The organism is Agarivorans sp. Z349TD_8 (assembly GCF_050870825.2).
GTDB lineage: Bacteria > Pseudomonadota > Gammaproteobacteria > Enterobacterales > Celerinatantimonadaceae > Agarivorans.
In genome coordinates, this window is record NZ_CP194037.2 from 526,457 (window position 1) to 545,604 (window position 19,148).

At 44.9% G+C, this 19,148-nt stretch carries 25 protein-coding genes and 5 tRNA genes; 27 read left to right on the top strand and 3 right to left on the bottom strand.

The annotated features are described in order from the left end of the window. Positions 1–127 precede the first annotated feature (127 nt). The 3 genes from ACRRS1_RS02275 to ACRRS1_RS02285 form a co-directional block, all read right to left on the bottom strand. Positions 128–493, bottom strand: coding sequence for an MmcQ/YjbR family DNA-binding protein (locus ACRRS1_RS02275; protein ID WP_432468495.1), 366 nt, complete (start codon positions 491–493; stop codon positions 128–130). Positions 494–1,070: 577 nt separating this feature from the next. Beyond that, positions 1,071–1,568 (bottom strand): response regulator, encoded by a 498-nt coding sequence (locus tag ACRRS1_RS02280; RefSeq protein WP_432468494.1) that lies wholly within the window; start codon positions 1,566–1,568, stop codon positions 1,071–1,073. An 18-nt stretch (positions 1,569–1,586) separates the two neighbouring features. Then, positions 1,587–3,464 (bottom strand): ATP-binding protein, encoded by a 1,878-nt coding sequence (locus ACRRS1_RS02285; RefSeq protein ID WP_432468493.1) that lies wholly within the window; start codon positions 3,462–3,464, stop codon positions 1,587–1,589. Between the two features lie 354 nt (positions 3,465–3,818). On the opposite strand from ACRRS1_RS02285, the gene rpsJ reads away from it, so the two are divergent. The 27 genes from rpsJ to rplJ all read left to right on the top strand — a co-directional run bounded on the left by rpsJ (position 3,819) and on the right by rplJ (position 19,131). Then, positions 3,819–4,130, top strand: a complete 312-nt coding sequence (rpsJ, locus tag ACRRS1_RS02290; RefSeq protein ID WP_137674375.1) for a 30S ribosomal protein S10 — start codon at positions 3,819–3,821, stop codon at positions 4,128–4,130. A 31-nt stretch (positions 4,131–4,161) separates the two neighbouring features. Then, positions 4,162–4,797: a 50S ribosomal protein L3 gene (rplC, locus tag ACRRS1_RS02295; RefSeq protein ID WP_432454762.1), complete on the top strand. Its 636-nt coding sequence runs from the start codon at positions 4,162–4,164 to the stop codon at positions 4,795–4,797. Between the two features lie 15 nt (positions 4,798–4,812). Beyond that, entirely contained in the window at positions 4,813–5,418 is a 606-nt protein-coding gene (rplD, locus tag ACRRS1_RS02300; RefSeq protein WP_432454761.1) for a 50S ribosomal protein L4, read from the top strand. After that, positions 5,415–5,717, top strand: a complete 303-nt coding sequence (gene rplW / locus ACRRS1_RS02305; RefSeq protein ID WP_432454760.1) for a 50S ribosomal protein L23 — start codon at positions 5,415–5,417, stop codon at positions 5,715–5,717. The genes rplD and rplW overlap by 4 nt, the downstream gene beginning before the upstream one ends. A 15-nt stretch (positions 5,718–5,732) precedes the next feature. Next, positions 5,733–6,563 carry a 50S ribosomal protein L2 gene (rplB, locus tag ACRRS1_RS02310; RefSeq protein ID WP_432468491.1) on the top strand — a complete coding sequence of 277 codons (831 nt, stop codon included), beginning with the start codon at positions 5,733–5,735 and terminating at the stop codon, positions 6,561–6,563. Between the two features lie 11 nt (positions 6,564–6,574). Continuing rightward, positions 6,575–6,853 carry a 30S ribosomal protein S19 gene (gene rpsS / locus ACRRS1_RS02315; RefSeq protein ID WP_026959667.1) on the top strand — a complete coding sequence of 93 codons (279 nt, stop codon included), beginning with the start codon at positions 6,575–6,577 and terminating at the stop codon, positions 6,851–6,853. A 10-nt stretch (positions 6,854–6,863) separates the two neighbouring features. Next, positions 6,864–7,196 (top strand): 50S ribosomal protein L22, encoded by a 333-nt coding sequence (gene rplV, locus ACRRS1_RS02320; protein ID WP_432456110.1) that lies wholly within the window; start codon positions 6,864–6,866, stop codon positions 7,194–7,196. A gap of 10 nt (positions 7,197–7,206) precedes the next feature. Then, positions 7,207–7,905 (top strand): 30S ribosomal protein S3, encoded by a 699-nt coding sequence (rpsC, locus tag ACRRS1_RS02325; protein ID WP_329775581.1) that lies wholly within the window; start codon positions 7,207–7,209, stop codon positions 7,903–7,905. An 11-nt stretch (positions 7,906–7,916) separates the two neighbouring features. After that, positions 7,917–8,327 (top strand): 50S ribosomal protein L16, encoded by a 411-nt coding sequence (rplP, locus tag ACRRS1_RS02330; protein WP_432454758.1) that lies wholly within the window; start codon positions 7,917–7,919, stop codon positions 8,325–8,327. Then, positions 8,327–8,518: a 50S ribosomal protein L29 gene (rpmC, locus tag ACRRS1_RS02335; RefSeq protein WP_163134083.1), complete on the top strand. Its 192-nt coding sequence runs from the start codon at positions 8,327–8,329 to the stop codon at positions 8,516–8,518. Before rplP ends, rpmC begins: the two co-directional genes overlap by 1 nt. Then, a complete protein-coding gene (gene rpsQ, locus ACRRS1_RS02340; protein WP_432454757.1) occupies positions 8,518–8,763 on the top strand; it encodes a 30S ribosomal protein S17 in 246 nt (81 codons plus the stop codon). Before rpmC ends, rpsQ begins: the two co-directional genes overlap by 1 nt. 205 nt (positions 8,764–8,968) lie before the next feature. Next, positions 8,969–9,811, top strand: a complete 843-nt coding sequence (locus ACRRS1_RS02345) for a Wzz/FepE/Etk N-terminal domain-containing protein (RefSeq protein WP_432468489.1) — start codon at positions 8,969–8,971, stop codon at positions 9,809–9,811. 103 nt (positions 9,812–9,914) lie between these two features. Continuing rightward, positions 9,915–10,214 (top strand): hypothetical protein, encoded by a 300-nt coding sequence (locus ACRRS1_RS02350; RefSeq protein WP_432454755.1) that lies wholly within the window; start codon positions 9,915–9,917, stop codon positions 10,212–10,214. A gap of 529 nt (positions 10,215–10,743) precedes the next feature. Beyond that, on the top strand, positions 10,744–11,697 hold the full coding sequence (coaA, locus tag ACRRS1_RS02355) for a type I pantothenate kinase (protein WP_432454754.1): 954 nt from the start codon (positions 10,744–10,746) through the stop codon (positions 11,695–11,697). Then, positions 11,694–12,755 carry a UDP-N-acetylmuramate dehydrogenase gene (gene murB / locus ACRRS1_RS02360; protein ID WP_432454753.1) on the top strand — a complete coding sequence of 354 codons (1,062 nt, stop codon included), beginning with the start codon at positions 11,694–11,696 and terminating at the stop codon, positions 12,753–12,755. The genes coaA and murB overlap by 4 nt, the downstream gene beginning before the upstream one ends. After that, positions 12,748–13,710, top strand: a complete 963-nt coding sequence (birA, locus tag ACRRS1_RS02365) for a bifunctional biotin--[acetyl-CoA-carboxylase] ligase/biotin operon repressor BirA (RefSeq protein WP_432468487.1) — start codon at positions 12,748–12,750, stop codon at positions 13,708–13,710. The genes murB and birA overlap by 8 nt, the downstream gene beginning before the upstream one ends. Positions 13,711–13,821: 111 nt before the next feature. Then, positions 13,822–13,897, top strand: a tRNA-Thr gene (locus tag ACRRS1_RS02370). A gap of 42 nt (positions 13,898–13,939) precedes the next feature. Then, positions 13,940–14,023: transfer RNA gene (locus tag ACRRS1_RS02375), tRNA-Tyr, on the top strand. Between the two features lie 38 nt (positions 14,024–14,061). Beyond that, positions 14,062–14,136 (top strand) — tRNA-Gly (locus ACRRS1_RS02380). A gap of 2 nt (positions 14,137–14,138) precedes the next feature. Beyond that, positions 14,139–14,214: transfer RNA gene (locus ACRRS1_RS02385), tRNA-Thr, on the top strand. Positions 14,215–14,307: 93 nt separating this feature from the next. Further along, on the top strand, positions 14,308–15,492 hold the full coding sequence (tuf, locus tag ACRRS1_RS02390; protein WP_432454751.1) for an elongation factor Tu: 1,185 nt from the start codon (positions 14,308–14,310) through the stop codon (positions 15,490–15,492). Positions 15,493–16,084: 592 nt separating this feature from the next. Then, a tRNA-Trp gene (locus ACRRS1_RS02395) sits at positions 16,085–16,160 on the top strand. Positions 16,161–16,215: 55 nt separating this feature from the next. Continuing rightward, entirely contained in the window at positions 16,216–16,593 is a 378-nt protein-coding gene (secE, locus tag ACRRS1_RS02400) for a preprotein translocase subunit SecE (RefSeq protein ID WP_432454749.1), read from the top strand. Continuing rightward, positions 16,593–17,138, top strand: a complete 546-nt coding sequence (gene nusG / locus ACRRS1_RS02405) for a transcription termination/antitermination protein NusG (RefSeq protein WP_432454748.1) — start codon at positions 16,593–16,595, stop codon at positions 17,136–17,138. Before secE ends, nusG begins: the two co-directional genes overlap by 1 nt. A gap of 124 nt (positions 17,139–17,262) precedes the next feature. Next, positions 17,263–17,691 carry a 50S ribosomal protein L11 gene (gene rplK, locus ACRRS1_RS02410; protein ID WP_432454747.1) on the top strand — a complete coding sequence of 143 codons (429 nt, stop codon included), beginning with the start codon at positions 17,263–17,265 and terminating at the stop codon, positions 17,689–17,691. Between the two features lie 4 nt (positions 17,692–17,695). Then, entirely contained in the window at positions 17,696–18,397 is a 702-nt protein-coding gene (gene rplA / locus ACRRS1_RS02415) for a 50S ribosomal protein L1 (protein ID WP_432468485.1), read from the top strand. A 239-nt stretch (positions 18,398–18,636) separates the two neighbouring features. After that, on the top strand, positions 18,637–19,131 hold the full coding sequence (gene rplJ / locus ACRRS1_RS02420; protein WP_432454745.1) for a 50S ribosomal protein L10: 495 nt from the start codon (positions 18,637–18,639) through the stop codon (positions 19,129–19,131). The last annotated feature ends 17 nt before the right edge of the window (positions 19,132–19,148 follow it).

Below are 19,148 nucleotides of genomic sequence, written 5' to 3' on the forward strand. Positions count from 1 at the left end.
TACTGCATAGAAGCCTCATCAGTTGATGGGGCTTTTTTGGGGGAAATGATTGGTGAGGTTAGCTAGCAAATTAGAGATTTTTATGGTCAAGTCAGTCAAGCGGTTTGCTTGAGGGATTCACGGAAATCTACTCGTCAGCTAAACCAATGAGCAGGGCTTGAACATTCCTACTCATCCCTCTGACAACTAACTCATAGGAGTTATCAATAAGCCTGAATACCTCATGTTCTGCGTCACCACCATCAAAGTACAAACTAATCCAGTGGCGCTTATTCATGTGATAACCTCGAGTAATCGAAGGATAAATATCCAATAATGCGTCAATTTGCTCGGGTTGGCACTTTAGGTTGATGCGCATCAATTCATTTTTCCATCCGACCAAGGCAAACATTTTCTTCCTTACCTTGAAGACAGGAACATCAGGTGCAAATGGTAAATCGAGCTCGGCTTCAGGCTTAGATAGCAGGTACTCTCTTAGTTCTTTGTAATCCAAGGTATCCCCCTTATATTGATAAACCAGCAAAATAACCCAAATACTGAGCGCTACATGTCATATCTAGCAGTGTATCTCAACTTGCTTCTCAAGTACTAAGAGATAAGTCTTCTTCCAAAACTACCAAATCTATAGCCGCCTGCCTAATTCAGACGCTTTAAGTAAACAAATGCAAACCAAAGTTTCTAAGATCTTACAGGTAGTAAAATACAAGGTCAGCGCTCAGGGGAGCGTTGTAATTAAATAAGTCTCGCGAGTACTTAATCGAGCAGATATGCATCACCGATGGAGATGTTTAAAGAACCATCGCGGTAAATATTGTTGTGATAGAAGTGATATTGCTTAGGGCTTGGTTTCGACGGTTCTGAGTATGAGCCCGAGGTCTGATCGATAAGACTTAGCAACTGATGAGGTACGGGTGAATGAACGCCAGTTAGCCACCTGTTGGCAAATTAAGCCAGCCCCTTGGTTTGCGTTGCGCATGTTGTCAGTTGCTTCACCCTGACAATCGGTGTGTCTCGGTAAGCGCTTAAGCTTCGTCAACGCCAGCGCTATCCATTACTGCTTTAGTACCACTCTAACTTTTTATATCCATCCGGTGTTGCCCAACATGACTAAAAATTCTGGCGCCATCGAGTACCTGAGCATAGGGCATCGGATTATCACAATGCTCTAAGACGTAGTCGGTGAGTTTTTCAATGACGATGTTGAGTAGTAATTCCTGAGTCCATGGCTTGGCTAGGTAGTAGTTCAACCCTCCACGATTAATTGCTTCAATGGTATCGTGAAGTCCCGCTTGACCGGTTAATAGTATTTTTTTTGCTGCCTCGGTATTGGCTGTGTGGTTGAGATCAATGAGAAAGTCGATGCCAAGTTCGTCGGGCATGATATGGTCGGCTAAGATCAGCGCAAGCTTGCCCCCCTGTTGTTCAAAGTCGGTAATTGCCTCGCGTGCTTCGGCGACACTTTGAGCGCCATCAATCACGAAAGGTGGACTTAAAGACATGATGTCGTGTAGTACACTGTCAAGTACTTCACGTTCATCATCAACACATAAAATCAGTAGTTGCTGCATGGTGAGACTCCTTAAGTCTTAATTCGGTTTTAGTGGTAGGCTAACAATGAATCGAGTGAATTGTCCGGGTTCAGATTCAACCTCTATCCTGCCATCATGTTGTCCGACAATTTGCTGGCAAACGGTAAGGCCGATCCCTAAACCAAAATTTCCTTCACGCTTGGTGGTAAAGTTCAACTCGAAAATTCTGTCGATCAGTTCTTGCTGCACTCCATCCCCATTGTCTTCAACGGTTACTTTGATAAGGGGCGGTGAGCCTTCAATATATTGGCTTGTTATTAATAGTTTGCCATTGGTGCCCATAGCATCGAGTGCGTTGGCAATCAAATTTGTCCATACCTGTTGTAAAGCGATTGGGTAACAACGATAGATAGGCAACAGGCCATAGTTACATTCCACCTCGAAATGACGTAGCCGATTTTCCAAAATAACTAAGGTTTCAGCTAAGCCTTCATTTAAGTCGGCTAAGACGGGTTGTTCTGGATCTTGACCTGCATAGTGCTTGAGACCTTTCACTAGGCCGGAAATTCGAGACGCGCAAACTTGAATATTACGCAGAAAATTACCGATCTGATGATAGCGTTCGAGCGCACCGATTAGCTCGTTATGGCTGCAGTTGGCTCGACATTCTAAATATTGCTGGCGCGTTTCTGGGTGGTCTAAGCCAATACTCACTGCTTTACGAGCATTGATGGCATCGCCAAACAGCTTGATACAATTTTTACTCCGCTGGCGGATATCGCTGGTGGACATTGGCGTCAGTGTTAAAGCCATTTTCAATAGCCGCTGCCCAAGCATTGTTTGTGAGTGGCTTAAGTTGCCTTCCAATATTTGCGGGAGTTGAGTCGCAATCGTGTCACTCCCTCTAATGATTGCCGCGACCGGGTTGTTAAGTTCATGGGCAACACCGGAAATTAGTTGGCCTAGTACCGCCATCTTTTCTTTTTCGATCAGCTGTTCATGGGCAGAATCTAGTGAGTCCAAGGTGTTTTGCAAGGTTAGTTTGGTTTGAATACTTTTTTGTAAGCGCCGATTAAAATGCCGCAATAATAAATTGGTGAATAGGGGGAGTAATTGATTACTAGAATCTAGCACTTTGGCAAAGGTGGGTCGGTCGAGTTTGATGACATCGGTCTGCATTGAGGTGATACCACTGGTAAAACCAGGTTCACCGGTAACGAATGACATTCCGCCGACTAAGGAACCCGCTCTCATACGAGCAACTTCTAATACTTTTCCTTCTTGCTGCTTATTAAGTACGACTTCTCCTTTGGCAATAAACCAAAGAAATTGATTGGGTTTCCCTTCTTGGGTAAGAATATGATTGGCACTATAAGTTCGACATAGGTGATCTTCGTCGTTATCTTGAAAGAAAGTATATAGGGCGCTAATTACTTTATCGGATAACTGCTCATCACTCAGCTCAGTGTAATCAAAAAACGTGGCCCGAAATTGAGCCACTTTGGCGGCTAATTGCTTGGCGAGCCATTGTTGCTGAGGGGTAATTAGCGCTGCGACAGGCCAATGTTGCTCGATAGCTTGCAGCAATGTTGTCGAATTAACTTCGGGACCAAAGATTCCGCGTGGCTGAAAACTATTGACCCATTGACATAGTTGTTTTGCATCCGGGAGCTGATTGGCATACAGCAAAATTTGAAAAGTCGATTTATGCTGAGTGATTAAGACTTCTAATTGAGCAATATGGCTGGTTTGCTCGGTCAATAAGGCTAAGTCAATGACGACTAGCCGAAGTCGCTGATCGTTGAATAAAGTTTGTAAAGCTTTAGGGTCACTTATCGTATCTAATTGAGAAAACAGCCAAGGTCTTGTCGGCGCAGCAAATACAGCGGACCAATCTTGTTTGCTTAGTACCAATAAGCGGTATTTTTCGGTCATGGTGATCCACAACTATGTTAGTAGTTAATGATTATAGCCCTGTAAAAACTATGGTTTTGCGAGCTGCTTAATGGTTCGTCATCGTGATTTGGAATAATTGTTCAGCATTTACACAAAATTTGTGGTTTCGCTTGTTTTTTTACTTTGCCTGAGTATAATGGCGCGGCTCACTAAGTTAGTGGCTGAGTTGTTCTCGAACGGCTCATGCAGATAACTCAATATAAGTTGTCTGATAACAGTGCTTCCGATTTGGAAGCAAACGTTACTCGTCGCGCGCACTACCATCCCCAAATATTGGAATTGGATGTTGTTGGTGTGTGTTAGGTTCTTTAATTTTTAATTTGGAGCTCTGTAATGCAGAACCAAAGAATTCGAATCCGCTTGAAAGCATTTGATCACCGTCTGATCGATCAATCTACTGCGGAAATCGTAGAAACTGCCAAACGCACTGGCGCTCAGGTTCGTGGTCCTATTCCACTACCTACTCGTAAAGAGCGTTACACCATTCTTGTATCACCGCACGTGAATAAAGACGCGCGTGATCAGTATGAAATTCGCACCCACAAACGTCTTGTAGACATCGTTGAGCCAACTGATAAAACAGTTGACGCTTTGATGCGCCTTGACCTTGCTGCTGGTGTAGATGTGCAAATCAGCTTGGGTTAAACCTAAGTCTGACTAATAAGAGGTTTTTACAATGATTGGTCTAATCGGTCGTAAAGTTGGAATGACTCGCATCTTCACTGAAGAAGGCGTTTCAATTCCAGTTACCGTAATCGAATGTGAGCCAAACCGCGTTACTCGTGTTATCACTGAGGAAAGCGACGGTTATCGTGCTCTGCAAGTGACCACCGGCGCTAAAAAAGCAAGTCGCGTGAACAAACCAGAAGCAGGTCAATTTGCTAAAGCTGGTGTTGATGCGGGTCGTGGCCTGTGGGAATTCCGTCTAGCTGACGGTGAAGGTGAAGAAGTTGCTGTAGGCGGTGAGCTGAAAGTTGACTTGTTCAATGAAGTTAAAAAAGTAGACGTTACTGGTACATCTAAAGGTAAAGGGTTCCAAGGCGGTGTTAAACGCTGGAACTTTGCAACTCAAGATTTTACTCACGGTAACTCTTTGAGCCACCGTGCTCCTGGTTCTATTGGTCAAAACCAAAGCCCAGGTAAAGTATTTAAGGGCAAGAAGATGGCCGGTCATATGGGTGCAGAGCGTGTTACTACGCAAAACCTAGATGTCGTACGTGTTGATGTTGAACGTAACCTAATTTTGGTAAAAGGTGCTGTACCCGGCGCTACCAATGGTGACGTGATCGTTAAACCTGCTGTTAAAGCGTAACGTTAGGAGATAGTAATGGAATTGGTATTGAAAGACGCCCAAAGCGCTCTTGAAGTTTCCGAAACTACCTTCGGACGTGACTTTAACGAAGCGTTGATTCACCAGGTAGTGACTGCATATGCTGCAGGCTCACGCCAGGGGTCTCGTGCTCAGAAAACACGTTCTGAAGTATCAGGTGGTGGTAAGAAACCATGGCGTCAGAAAGGTACAGGCCGCGCGCGTGCCGGTACAATTCGTAGCCCAATTTGGCGTAGTGGCGGAGTAACCTTCGCAGCTAAGCCTCAAGATCACAGCCAAAAAGTTAACAAGAAAATGTACCGCGGTGCAATCCGCAGCATCTTGTCTGAACTTGTTCGTCAAGAACGTTTGATTGTGGTTGAAAAATTCAGCGTTGAAGCGCCTAAAACTAAAGAATTAGTTGCTAAGTTGAAAGAATTTGACTTGAACGATGTATTAATCGTGACTGGTGAAATTGATGAAAACTTATTCTTGGCCGCACGTAACCTCTACAAAGTAGACGTTCGTGATGTAGCTGGTATTGATCCAGTTAGCTTGATTGCTTTTGATAAAGTGTTGGTAACTGCTGATGCAGTGAAACAAATTGAGGAGTGGTTAGCATGATCAGCGAAGAACGTTTGTTGAAAGTACTAGTAGCTCCACATATCTCTGAAAAGAGCACTATGTCTGCTGAAGCCGATAATACTATCGTATTCAAAGTTGTGAACACCGCAACTAAAGCAGAAATCAAAGCTGCAGTTGAAAAATTATTCGAAGTTGAAGTGACAGGCGTTACTACCTTGAACCTTAAAGGTAAAACTAAACGTCACGGAGCACGTTTCGGCCGCCGTAACGACGTGAAGAAAGCGTATGTCACCTTAGCTGAAGGTTCTGACATCGACTTCACCGGTGCCGCAGAGTAAGAGGAGTTATCTTAAATGGCTATTGTAAAATGTAAGCCTACATCTGCTGGTCGTCGCCACGTTGTTAAAGTGGTAAACACTGACCTGCACAAAGGCAAGCCTTACGCTCCTTTGTTGGAGAGTAAGTCGAAGTCTGGTGGTCGTAACAACCGCGGTGTAATTACCGTTCGTCACATCGGTGGTGGTCATAAACAACACTACCGTTTGATTGACTTCAAACGAAATGATAAAGATGGCATTCCTGCGAAAGTAGAACGTCTTGAATATGATCCAAACCGCAGTGCTCACATTGCTTTGGTATTGTACGCAGATGGTGAACGCCGTTACATTTTGGCACCTAAGGGTGTAAAAGCAGAAGCTAAACTGATGTCTGGTGTTGACGCACCGATTGAAACTGGTAACTGTTTACCAATGCGCAACATCCCAGTAGGTTCTACTGTTCATGCAGTTGAATTGAAGCCTGGTAAAGGTGCTCAATTAGCACGTTCTGCTGGTGCTTACGCTCAAATTATTGCGCGTGATGGTGCGTATGTAACTCTACGTTTGCGTAGCGGTGAAATGCGAAAAGTATTATCTGATTGTCGTGCTACTTTAGGCGAAGTGGGTAATGGTGAGCATATGTTACGTAAACTTGGTAAAGCTGGTGCAACGCGCTGGCGTGGTGTTCGTCCTACCGTTCGCGGTGTGGTCATGAACCCAGTTGATCACCCACACGGTGGTGGTGAAGGTCGTACATCTGGTGGCCGTCATCCAGTTACTCCATGGGGTGTACCTACCAAAGGTTACAAAACTCGTAAAAACAAGAGTACGGATCAATATATCGTACGCCGTCGTTCTAAGAAATAAGGGGAATCGCCATGCCACGTTCTCTCAAGAAGGGTCCATTCATTGACCTACACTTGTTGAAGAAGGTAGAGAAAGCGGTGGAAAGCGGGGACAAGAAACCATTGAAAACTTGGTCTCGTCGCTCAATGATCATTCCACAAATGATCGGTTTGACCATCGCTGTCCATAATGGTCGTCAGCACGTTCCAGTATTTGTTACCGATGAAATGATCGGTCATAAACTGGGTGAATTCGCGCCAACTCGCACTTATCGCGGCCATGCTGCTGATAAGAAAGCGAAGAAGAAGTAGGAGTTAGATGATGGAAGCTTTAGCTAAACACCGTTTTGCTCGTGGTTCTGCGCAGAAAGCACGCCTGGTTGCAGATCAAGTACGTGGTCTACCAGTTGAAAAAGCACTTGTTACGTTGCAATTCAGCAGCAAGAAAGCAGCAGGACTTGTTAAAAAAGTTCTAGAATCTGCGATTGCTAATGCTGAGCACAACGAAGGTGCAGATATCGACGAGTTAAGAGTTGCCAAAATCTTTGTTGATGATGGTCCAACTTTAAAGCGTATTCGTCCTCGTGCTAAAGGCCGAGCCGACCGTATTATCAAGCGTACCAGCCACATCACTGTGGTTGTATCTGATAACTAGGAGATAAGCAATGGGTCAGAAAGTACATCCTAATGGTATTCGCCTAGGTATCGTAAAGCCATGGAATTCAACCTGGTATGCCGATAAAGGTGAATACGCAGACAATCTTTTTAGCGACCACAAAGTACGTCAATTCTTAACTAAAGAATTGAAAAGTGCTTCTGTTTCTCGCATTACTATTGAACGCCCTGCCAAGAGCATCCGTGTGACTATTCACACTGCTCGTCCAGGTGTTGTGATTGGTAAAAAAGGTGAAGACGTTGAAAAACTTCGCAAGAACGTCGCTAAATTAGCGGGCGTACCTGCGCAAATCAACATCTCAGAAGTTCGTAAGCCTGAGTTAGATGCGAAATTAGTAGCAGATTCTATCTCTAGTCAACTAGAACGTCGTGTTATGTTCCGCCGCGCTATGAAGCGTGCCGTGCAAAATGCAATGCGTCTAGGCGCTAAAGGTATCAAGGTTCAAGTTAGTGGTCGTTTAGGCGGAGCAGAAATTGCTCGTGCTGAATGGTATCGTGAAGGTCGTGTGCCATTGCATACACTTCGTGCTGATATTGATTACTCAACTTCAGAAGCGTTGACTACCTACGGTATCATCGGCGTTAAAGTTTGGATCTTTAAAGGTGAAGTTCTTGGCGGTATGCCAGTGGCTGCAGCTCCTGAAGCTCCTTCTAAGCCGAAGCGCGGTAACAAGCGCAACGCTAAATAGGAGAACCGGGAATGTTACAACCAAAACGAACTAAATTCCGTAAGCAATTTACAGGTCGTAACCGTGGTCTAGGCAAAGGACAAGACGTGTCTTTTGGTGACTTCGGTTTAAAAGCGACTGGTCGTGGCCGTCTTACTGCTCGTCAAATCGAAGCAGCACGTCGTGCAATGACTCGTCACATTAAACGTCAAGGTAAAATCTGGATCCGTGTATTCCCAGACAAACCGATTACCAAAAAGCCACTCGAAGTTCGGATGGGTAAAGGTAAAGGTAACGTAGAATACTGGGTAGCCCAAATTCAGCCAGGCAAAGTCCTGTATGAAATGGACGGCGTAGCAGAAACACTTGCTCGTGAAGCTTTCGAGCTTGCCGCGCGTAAGTTACCTATTAGCACTACATTTGTAACGCGGACGGTGATGTGATGTTAGCTAACGAACTTAAAGATAAAAGTGTTGAAGAGCTTAAAGCTGAGCTACTTAACCTGCTTCGTGAGCAATTTAACTTGCGTATGCAAGCAAGTACTGGCCAATTAGCTCAAACACATTTGCTTAAAAACGTACGTCGCGATATCGCGCGTGTGAAAACTATTCTGAATCAGAAGGCAGGTGCGTAATGAGCGATATCCGTACATTGCAAGGTAAAGTAGTTAGCAACAAAATGGAGAAATCTATTATTGTTGCTATTGAACGCCAGGTTAAACACCCTATCTATGGGAAATATACCAAGCGTACTACTAAGCTACACGTTCATGATGAAGCCAATGTTGCCGCAGAAGGCGATGTAGTGAGCATCAAAGAATGTGCGCCAATCTCTAAGACTAAGTCTTGGACTTTGGTAGACGTAATAGTTAAAGCCTAAATTTAGGTCTTAAACTATAAAAAAGGCTCCTGTTTGGGAGCCTTTTTTACATTTAACTATATGATTAAAGCGGTAATTATTGTCTTTGCTGCATCAATAACTCATCCCTCCTCAATTTCTGGTGTTGGTTAACTGCAAGTTGTCATCCTCACCGGCACTATCTGTCACAATCTGATTTGTTGTTTAGGATTATTCGGTTCGATTCATGGGTAAACAAAAGCTAGCCAATCTTCGGAAAGCTAAAACCGGGAGTGTGCGACCGCTGCTGGTAAGTTTATGGTTGCATAAACTGCGCATTGCCGCGGTTGTAGGGGGCACGCTACTACTAACGATACTGTATTTTAAAGCAAAGCCCGAACTATACCAGGCGACTTCTACCGTGAAACTGGGCTACTGGCCCGAGGAAATGCTGCTGGTTAAGCATGACCTCGCGTCGCAAGCTACGGGCTCTTTTAATACAGAGCTCGAAATTCTTCGTTCTAAGTTAATCGCTTCTCGGGTCATTGAACAATTGGATTTATTGCATCATTCAGCATTTTTACATCAAGCGATTCAACCCTGGTTTTATTGGTGGGAACGCCTAAGCCAAGGTCATAGTAATCAGTTGGTTAACACTGGCTTATTGACAAAAGCACAGCTATTGAAGCAATTTGCACAGGGTCTAACGATCACTCCTATCGTGACCACTCAAATGGTTAAAATCAGCTTTAGCAGCTGGGATCCTCAACTAGCTCAACAAGTATCTGTGGCAGTGGCAAAAGCCTACATTGATTATCGCCATGCGGTGAGTGAAACAGCTAGCAAGCGTTCTATGGTATGGCTTATAGAGGAATGGAGCCGTGTACCAACGGCAGGGCAGGTTTTGGATCCGCCGTTGCTATTCTCTGGACGGGATCACATGGTATTGATGCGGTGTCTGGGATATATATTAGATCGCTTGAAATACGCAGAGAGCTTGAAGCGCTCGCGGCCACGCATACGGAGAAGCCCAACTTATCGATTGCGCTGTATTATCCGAACCGGTGAGTGGCAGCTAGCAAATTCTTAGCCTGCTTATTGCGGTTTTTACGGCTTTTATTATCAGTTCCCTTGTGGTTTTGTTTAAGCAAACCTTGGCCCAGGGTTTTGCGTGTCGCGAGCCATTGGAGGGAGTGCTGGATGTTGAGGTTATTGCCGAAGTACCTAAACTGAAAGGACGCAATCAGCAGTGGTTTGTGCAAGGTATTAATCCTTGGTTGAATGAGCCCTTAAGGGCATTGCCTGGGAGCTTACAGATGCGTCCCAATGGTGGACAACTGGTATTGTTTTATTCTGCTTTAGAGGGGGAAGGCAAGACGAGTTTAGTGATACAAACTGCTACTGCATGTAGTGAAGTTGAAAAAGTATTGCTGATTGATGCTGATCTACATCGAGCTTCGGCTTCTGTTTGTTTAAACTATTCTTTCGCTTAGCCCAGCTTAACTTATTTATTGGCCAGAACCCATTCAGTTGCACAATCTATTCATCGGGATCCACAACTTGGATTTGATGTATTAAACGCTGGTTTGATTGGGCCAGATTCCGCATCTTTACTAGCATCGAAAAAATTTAGATTACTGCTCACTGGCCTGTGTCAACATTATGATCGCGTTTTGCTTGACACCGGAGCCGTTGCAGGTGTCCGATGCGATGCTCATAGGGGGTCGGTTGATGCGATTTCTTTGGTAATTGAAGCAGAGCGAACCGATATTCAGTCGCTGAAACGAACGCTAAATAAATTTACTCAGGCTGGACTCGAACCTGCAGGAGTGACTTTAAATAAGGTTGCTACTCGGCATCGGACTGACAGTGTTTCACCCTCGCCATACCGTTGATTAAATGTAGTTTAGTTGCATCTATTGACGCTAAAACCTGATCACCAGAGAGGCTAATTTGGTCAGTTGAGGTGGAGTGTTTATAGCTTTTGTTATATGGTTGTGCCGCATTATATAGGAAGGGCCCATGCCAGCTATCCACAACACTACGCAGCCTGCTTTCAGTTACCTCGATTTTGAACGTGAAGCTTGGGCAACACTCCGCCAATCGGTTCCGCTTACCCTTAATGAAACCGATTTAGAAAACATTCGCGGGATTAATGAAGCTTTATCATTACAACAGGTATGTGATATTTATTTGCCCTTATCGCGTTTGCTCAATCTCTACGTGAAGGCCCGACAAAATCGCCGTGAAGTTCTTGCAGACTTTTTAGGCAGTGCTAAACATGTACCATACATTATTGGTGTTTCCGGCAGTGTAGCTGGAGGTAAAAGCACCACTTCAAGGATTTTGCAGGCGCTATTGCAACGTTGGCCGGAACATCCAAAGGTCGATATTGTTACGACTGATGGATTTCTTTACCCCAATGAAGAGCTAGAAGCCAAGGGCTTAATGCAACGCAAAGGATTTCCTGAAAGCTATGATAAAAAAGCACTTTTGGCTTTTGTCGCGGCCTTGAAAGCGGGACAGCCGAAGGTGAGCGCCCCGATCTATTCCCATTCATCATATAACATTGTGAAAGGTCGGCGGGTTGAGGTAGAGCAGCCTGACATCGTCATTTTGGAAGGCTTGAATGTGCTGCAATCGGCAGAAGGGCAGCCAGGACAACAGCGGCCACTATACGTATCCGATTACCTCGACTTCTCCATCTTTGTAGACGCAGAGCCTAGCCTATTGGAAGTGTGGTATGTGGACCGCTTTAAAAAATTACGCGGTAGTGCTTTCACCAACCCCGATAACTACTTCCATCATTATGCAAAATTAGATGAAACGCATGCCGCTAAGATTGCGGCACAAATTTGGACCAGTATCAACTACGTTAATTTAGTTGAAAATATTTTGCCGACTCGTGAGCGCGCCGATCTGATTTTGGAAAAGGGGCCAAATCACGAGGTGAGTCGAGTACGGTTGAGAAAATGAGTGTTGAGCAATCTTTTATTCGTAACGCTAGCCTTAAGCATTTAAATAGTTTTGGGCTTGAGCTAAAAGCAGATTACCTGTTTGAATTAGAACAGGTACAACAGTTACCAGCCTTGTTTGAGTGGGTGAAGGCCAAGCAATTAAGTTGGCTGATTATTGGGGGCGGCTCAAATCTATTATTAACAGAAGACTTTAAGGGTTTAGTTATCCTTAATCGGCTGCGAGGGCTCCAAGTCGAGGATAACGCGCAAGCGATTCAGTTAACTGTTGCGGCTGGGGAAGACTGGCAGCACCTTGTGCAGTGGACGATTTCGCATGGCCTACCCGGTTTAGAAAATTTGGCCTTGATCCCAGGAACTGCTGGTGCGGCACCGGTGCAAAACATTGGTGCCTATGGTTTAGAGTTTGCCGATTGTTGTCATGCCGTGAGCTATTTTTCGTTTGACGATTTTAGTGTTCAACGGTTAACTGCAGCGGAGTGCGAGTTTGGTTATCGGGATAGTATTTTCAAACAGCGCCTAAAAAATCAGGGCTTAATTACCGAGGTAGAGTTATCGCTTGCAAAAGCATGGCGAGCCTCGATTCATTACGCTGGACTCGATCGATTAGCCCCAAGTGCCAGTGCACAGCAGGTATTTGATACCGTTTGTCAGCTTAGAAAGGCTAAGCTCCCCAATCCAACTTTACTGGGTAACGCTGGGAGTTTTTTCAAGAACCCAGTCATTGCTCAGGAGCAAGTCGATAGTTTAGTGAACCAGTACCCTAAATTAGTACATTATCCAGCCGCCGGCGGACAGAGAAAGTTGGCAGCTGGTTGGTTAATCGACCATTTAGGCTTGAAAGGCTATCGTATTGGAGACGCAGCGGTGCATCAAGAGCAAGCATTAGTATTAGTCAACCATGGGCATGCTAGCGCTGCGCAATTATTGAGCTTATGCCAATACATTCGAAACCAAGTTTGGCAGGCATTTGGCATTGTGCTTGAGCCGGAAGTGCGGTTTATTGGGGCCGATGGTGAAGTGGCACCGGATTCGGTGTTGGGGCGACCCAATGAATGAAGATAAGGCCTATCGGCTCATTCAATACTTAGCAAATGGTGAGTTTTGCTCAGGTGAGCGCTTAGCGCAACTGTTGGCCGTATCAAGAACCACCGTAGCGACTTACGTTAAGCAATTTGGTCCGCTGGGTTTGGATATCTTTAGCGTAAAAGGTAAAGGCTATCGTTTAGTTCAGCCCTTATCTTTACTTGATATCGACCGTCTGCAAGCCGAGCTTTCCGCTCATTCACCTAAATTACTACATCAAGTGGATTCAACCAATGCCTGGTTGAATCGCCATCAGGCTGAGCTGAGCCATGGTCAGTTAGTGATGACCGAATATCAAAGTGCAGGACGCGGGCGTCGCGGCCGGGCCTGGCAAACCCCTTATGCGGGACAGCTTTGTATGTCTTTATTGTGGTGCTTGCAAGATGGCATTGAAGCCGCAATGGGGCTGAGCCTTGCCGTTGGTTTAGCTATCGTCGAGGCGTTAGAAGCAGAGGGTTATCGAGATCTCGGCTTAAAATGGCCGAATGACATCTATCTTGGTTCGGCAAAATTGGGTGGCGTGCTTATTGAAATGCAAGGACAGGCGAATAGCACGGTGAATCTAGTGATTGGTTTGGGGGTCAATGTCCGCGTTACGGAGTCGAAGGGGCAGTTGATAGACCAAGCTTTTGCGCAACTTGAAGTCGCGGGCGAACCGACGGTTGATCGAACTGCGTTAACAATTGCTATCGTCCACTCGCTCAATCAGATGTTTGACATATTTAAAGATCAGGGTTTTGTTGCCTTGCAACAACGTTGGAATCGATACGATATTTTTCGTGATAAAAATGTAACGTTGCACTTTTCCGAACACAAACAAGTCTCTGGGATAGCAAAAGGCGTTGACCGACAAGGTCAATTATTAGTTGAACAAGAGAGTGGTTTACAAGCCTATATGGCGGGAGAAGTGTCACTTCGTGGCCAATAAATGAGCCTAATGGCTGATTTTTGCGCGTTTGCACCTTTCCTGCAGTTTTTTTTGTATTTGCTTGTTGCATTTAATAAAGGCATTACATAGAATGCGCAGCACTTAAGCGATGCCGATTTAGCTCAGTTGGTAGAGCAACTGACTTGTAATCAGTAGGTCGCCAGTTCGACTCCGGCAATCGGCACCATCTCTTAAGTAGGCTTCACCTTGTATTTATAGGTGATTGTGTGGGGGGGTTCCCGAGTGGCCAAAGGGAGCAGATTGTAAATCTGCCGCGAAAGCTTCGATGGTTCGAATCCGTCCCCCCCCACCATTATTTTTGGTAGTAGGTCGTCTTCCAAAAGGTTTGATGCGGGCATCGTATAATGGCTATTACCTCAGCCTTCCAAGCTGATGATGCGGGTTCGATTCCCGCTGCCCGCTCCAATGCTGATATAGCTCAGTTGGTAGAGCGCACCCTTGGTAAGGGTGAGGTCGGCAGTTCGAATCTGCCTATCAGCACCACTCCTTTTCAAGTCTCCCTATTACTTTTTACAGTTCGGTAAACGCAAACCAATGGTGCTTTGGTGCCAATGACCTTTATCCAGAGGGACTATTATGTCTAAAGAAAAATTTGAACGTAATAAACCGCATGTAAACGTTGGTACTATTGGCCACGTTGACCACGGTAAAACAACTTTAACAGCGGCTATTACTAACGTATTGGCAAAAGTATACGGCGGTGAAGCAAAAGATTTCGCAGCAATCGATAACGCTCCAGAAGAGCGCGAGCGTGGTATTACAATCTCAACTTCACACGTTGAGTACGATACACCGACTCGTCACTATGCACACGTTGACTGTCCTGGACACGCCGACTATGTGAAAAACATGATTACTGGTGCTGCACAAATGGACGGCGCTATCTTAGTAGTTGCTTCTACCGATGGCCCAATGCCACAAACGCGTGAGCACATTCTGCTTTCTCGTCAGGTAGGTGTACCTTACATCATCGTGTTCATGAACAAATGTGACATGGTAGATGATGAAGAGCTTCTAGAATTAGTAGAAATGGAAGTACGTGAACTTCTATCAGAATACGAATTCCCTGGTGATGACTTACCAGTGATTCAAGGTTCAGCTTTGAAAGCCCTAGAAGGCGAAGAAGCATGGGAAGCAAAAATCATTGAGCTTGCAGAAGCTTTAGATTCTTACATTCCAGAGCCAGAGCGTGACATCGACAAGCCATTCCTACTACCAATTGAAGATGTATTCTCAATTTCAGGTCGTGGTACCGTGGTAACCGGTCGTGTTGAGCGTGGTATCATCAAAGTTTCAGAAGAAATTGAAATTGTTGGTATCAAAGAAACCACTAAAACAACTTGTACTGGTGTTGAAATGTTCCGCAAATTGCTTGACGAAGGTCGTGCAGGTGAGAACTGTGGTATTTTGTTACGTGGTACCAAGCGTGATGACGTCCAACGTGGTCAAGTATTGGCGAAACCAGGTTCAATTACTCCACACACCAAGTTCGAAGCTGAAGTATACGTACTAAGCAAAGATGAAGGTGGTCGTCACACACCATTCTTCAAAGGTTACCGTCCACAGTTTTACTTCCGTACAACTGACGTAACTGGTGCTGTAGAGCTTCCAGAAGGCGTAGAAATGGTTATGCCTGGCGACAACTTGAAATTTGTTGTTGAGCTAATCTGCCCAATCGCGATGGACGAAGGTTTACGCTTCGCAATCCGTGAAGGTGGCCGTACAGTAGGTGCGGGTGTTGTAGCTAAAATCTTCGAATAAGAAGTTAGCACAAGCAAGAAAGGTCGCTTAGGCGGCCTTTTTTATTGCCTCAAGAAAAGTAAATAGCATACTTAAAAGGGCGCTTTTGTTTTATGAAGTACCGAACTCTGCTGATGTTCGTTATCTTGCTGTTTATCCCTGCCTAGAGTTATCGCTGAGTATTGATGACGTTCAATGGCTGCGGAATCGGTATTTTGGGGCGGGTCTGTGCCAGACTTTATTGCGAAAAAATGACTTGCCAGAGGGATGTTGTTGAAGACATACAGCCGTTTGCTAAGATTGACTTTCCGGATCGTTTCAGTAGAAACCGCAAGTCAATACCAATCTAACTCATTATCTGTTCATTCTTGCTAGCCGAAATAATCACTAACTGCGTTATTTATCTTGTCATTAGAGCCACTAGTTACTGTGCTTTACGGCTCGTTACCGACAGATTTATTCAGCGCAATATGTAGGCCATATAATTAATCAGATTGGTATAAGAGAGCGAAACGCTAGAAAGTAGTTCAAAGCCACAATCTTGGCACTATTTTGCCAATTTAAGGGTTACAATCTTTAAACAAAGTGCCTATAATGTCGGGCTTCGTACTATAGGGGTGTAGTTCCAATGGCAGAACGTCGGATTCCAAATCCGAATGTTGGGAGTTCGAATCTCTCCACCCCTGCCACTATCCCTTTATAGAAGGGATTTTTGATTTTGTGGGATTATTTGCAGGTTGTTTGATGAGTACCAGTACTGAAAACCAAAGTGGGTCGTTAGATGGCCTAAAATGGGCCTTAGCGGCTCTAATTTTAATCGCCGCTGTGGTAGGTAACTACCTATACACAGATATCTCGGTATTAGTTCGTGTGCTTGGCGTAGTCATCGCAGCCGTTGCTGCACTCGCTATTGCTTCACAAACTAATAAAGGCAAGCAAGCTTTTGTCTTTGCTAAAGAATCGCGTATGGAAGTGCGTAAGGTTATCTGGCCAACTCGTCAAGAAGCCATTCAAACTACCATGATTGTATTAGCTGCTACTGCATTCATGTCGCTAATTTTATGGGGATTAGACGCCATCTTAGTTCGTCTGGTTGCCTTTGTTACAGGGGTGAGTATCTAATGACTGAAGAGCGCAAATTACGTTGGTACGTGGTCCAAGCATTCTCTGGCTATGAAGGGCGCGTATCTAAGTCGTTAAAAGAATATATTCAAATCCATGCGATGGAAGATTCTTTTGGTGAAATCTTGGTCCCGACTGAAGAAGTCGTAGAGATGCGCGCGGGTCAAAAACGTAAGAGCGAGCGTAAATTCTTTCCCGGTTATGTTCTGGTGCAAATGGAGCTTAACGATGAAAGTTGGCACCTTGTGAAAAGTGTGCCGCGGGTATTAGGTTTCATTGGTGGTACTGCTGAGCGTCCGGCACCCATTTCTGATAAAGAAGCTCAGGCCATTCTTGATCGTTTGGATGAAACCAGCGATAAGCCAAGACCTAAGACATTATTCGAACCAGGCGAAGTGGTTCGGGTTACCGACGGTCCTTTTGCCGACTTCAATGGTACCATCGAAGAAGTGGATTACGAAAAGAGCCGGGTGAAAGTATCAGTATTGATCTTTGGTCGGGCAACTCCTGTCGAGTTGGAATTTGGCCAGATCGAGAAAGGTTGATAAAAACTAAACAATTGGTTGTTTTTAGGGCAGAGGATCGCTTATAATCCGCTGCCCTTTGTTCCATCGGGAAGCCAACTGCACTTGCAGGAGGCGTTTGAACCCAAAATAAGGTAAATCTAAAATGGCTAAAAAAGTCCAAGCTTATATTAAGCTTCAAGTTGCTGCGGGTGCCGCAAACCCGTCACCACCAGTTGGTCCTGCTCTAGGTCAACACGGTGTAAACATCATGGAATTCTGTAAAGCGTTTAACGCAAAAACAGATTCAATTGAGAAAGGCGCACCAGTACCAGTTGTTATTACTGTGTATGCTGATCGCTCTTTCACTTTTGAAACTAAAACTCCACCTGCTTCGTACTTGCTGAAAAAAGCTGCAGGTATTAAGTCTGGTTCTAGTGTTCCAAATAAAACTAAAGTTGGTACTGTAACGCGTGCTCAACTTGAAGAGATTGCTAACACTAAAGCTGTCGACATGACCGGTGCTGATTTAGACGCAATGGTTCGTTCAATTGAAGGATCTGCCCGCGCGATGGGCTTGGTTGTAGAGGGCTAATACGATGGCGAAAATTTCTAAGCGCATGCGTGCGATCAACGAAAAAGTTGATTCAACAAAAGAATACTCAATCAACGAAGCGGTAGCGCTTCTTCAAGAACTGGCTTCTGCTAAATTTCTTGAAAGTGTTGATGCCTCAGTAAACTTGGGTGTAGATCCTCGTAAATCAGACCAAAACGTACGTGGTGCAACTGTACTACCTCATGGTACTGGTCGTAACGTTCGCGTTGCAGTATTTACTCAAGGTGCAAACGCTGAAGCTGCTACAGAAGCCGGTGCCGATATCGTTGGTATGGATGACTTAGCGGCAAAAGTTAAAGCCGGTGAAATGGACTTCGACGTTGTGATTGCATCTCCAGATGCAATGCGCGTTGTGGGTCAACTAGGTCAAATCCTAGGTCCACGTGGTTTGATGCCTAACCCTAAAGTGGGTACGGTTACACCAAATGTTGCTGATGCGGTTAAATTAGCGAAAGCGGGTCAAATTCGTTACCGCAACGACAAAAACGGCATTATCCATACTACTATTGGTAAAGTTGATTTTGAAGCTGACAAGTTAAAAGAAAACTTGGAAGCCTTAGTTGTTGCACTTCGCAAAGCGAAACCAGCTCAGTCTAAAGGTCAATTCATCAAGAAAGTTAGCTTATCTACCACCATGGGTGCTGGTTTAGCTATTGATGTCGCGACTTTAGAAATCCAAGCTTAATATTTACAGCGTGCGATATTTATACTATAATATCGCGCTTTGTAATTATGGGTCAGGGCCTCGGCCCTCATCCAAGACCGTAGGTGCTTGTTATGAGCTTAATTTCCTACGTAGATGGTGAGGAAACCCAAGAATAATTATTTATTCTGGAACACCAAGCCGTAAAGGTCTCTAATCCTTAGGGTTAGAGGAAAGTAAACACCAGATGTATCTGGTATTGGAATCCAGGAGTAAAGCCAATGGCATTAAGACTCGAAGACAAGAAGCAAATTGTCGCTGACGTCAACGAAGCTGCCAAAGGTGCACTTTCTGCAGTAGTTGCTGATTCACGTGGCGTAACTGTAGGTGCGATGACTTCATTGCGTGCTAAAGCGCGTGAAGCTGGCGTATCTATGCAAGTGGTACGTAATACCCTTGCCCGCCGTGCAGTAGCTGGCACAGACCTAGAATGTCTCTCTGAGTCATTCATCGGTCCTACTTTGATTGCCTTCTCTAACGAGCACCCCGGTGCCGCAGCGCGTCTGTTAACAGACTTCGCTAAAGAGCAAGAAAAATTCGAAGTACGTGCAGCAGCATTTGAAGGTGCATTAGCAGACGTAAACGTTCTTGCAAAACTACCAACTTACGACGAAGCAATTGCCAAGTTAATGGCAACTATGAAAGAAGCTTCAGCTGGCAAGTTGGTTCGCACTCTGGCCGCATTACGCGACCAAAAAGAGGCAGAAGCAGCATAATTTGCTTGTTGCTACAT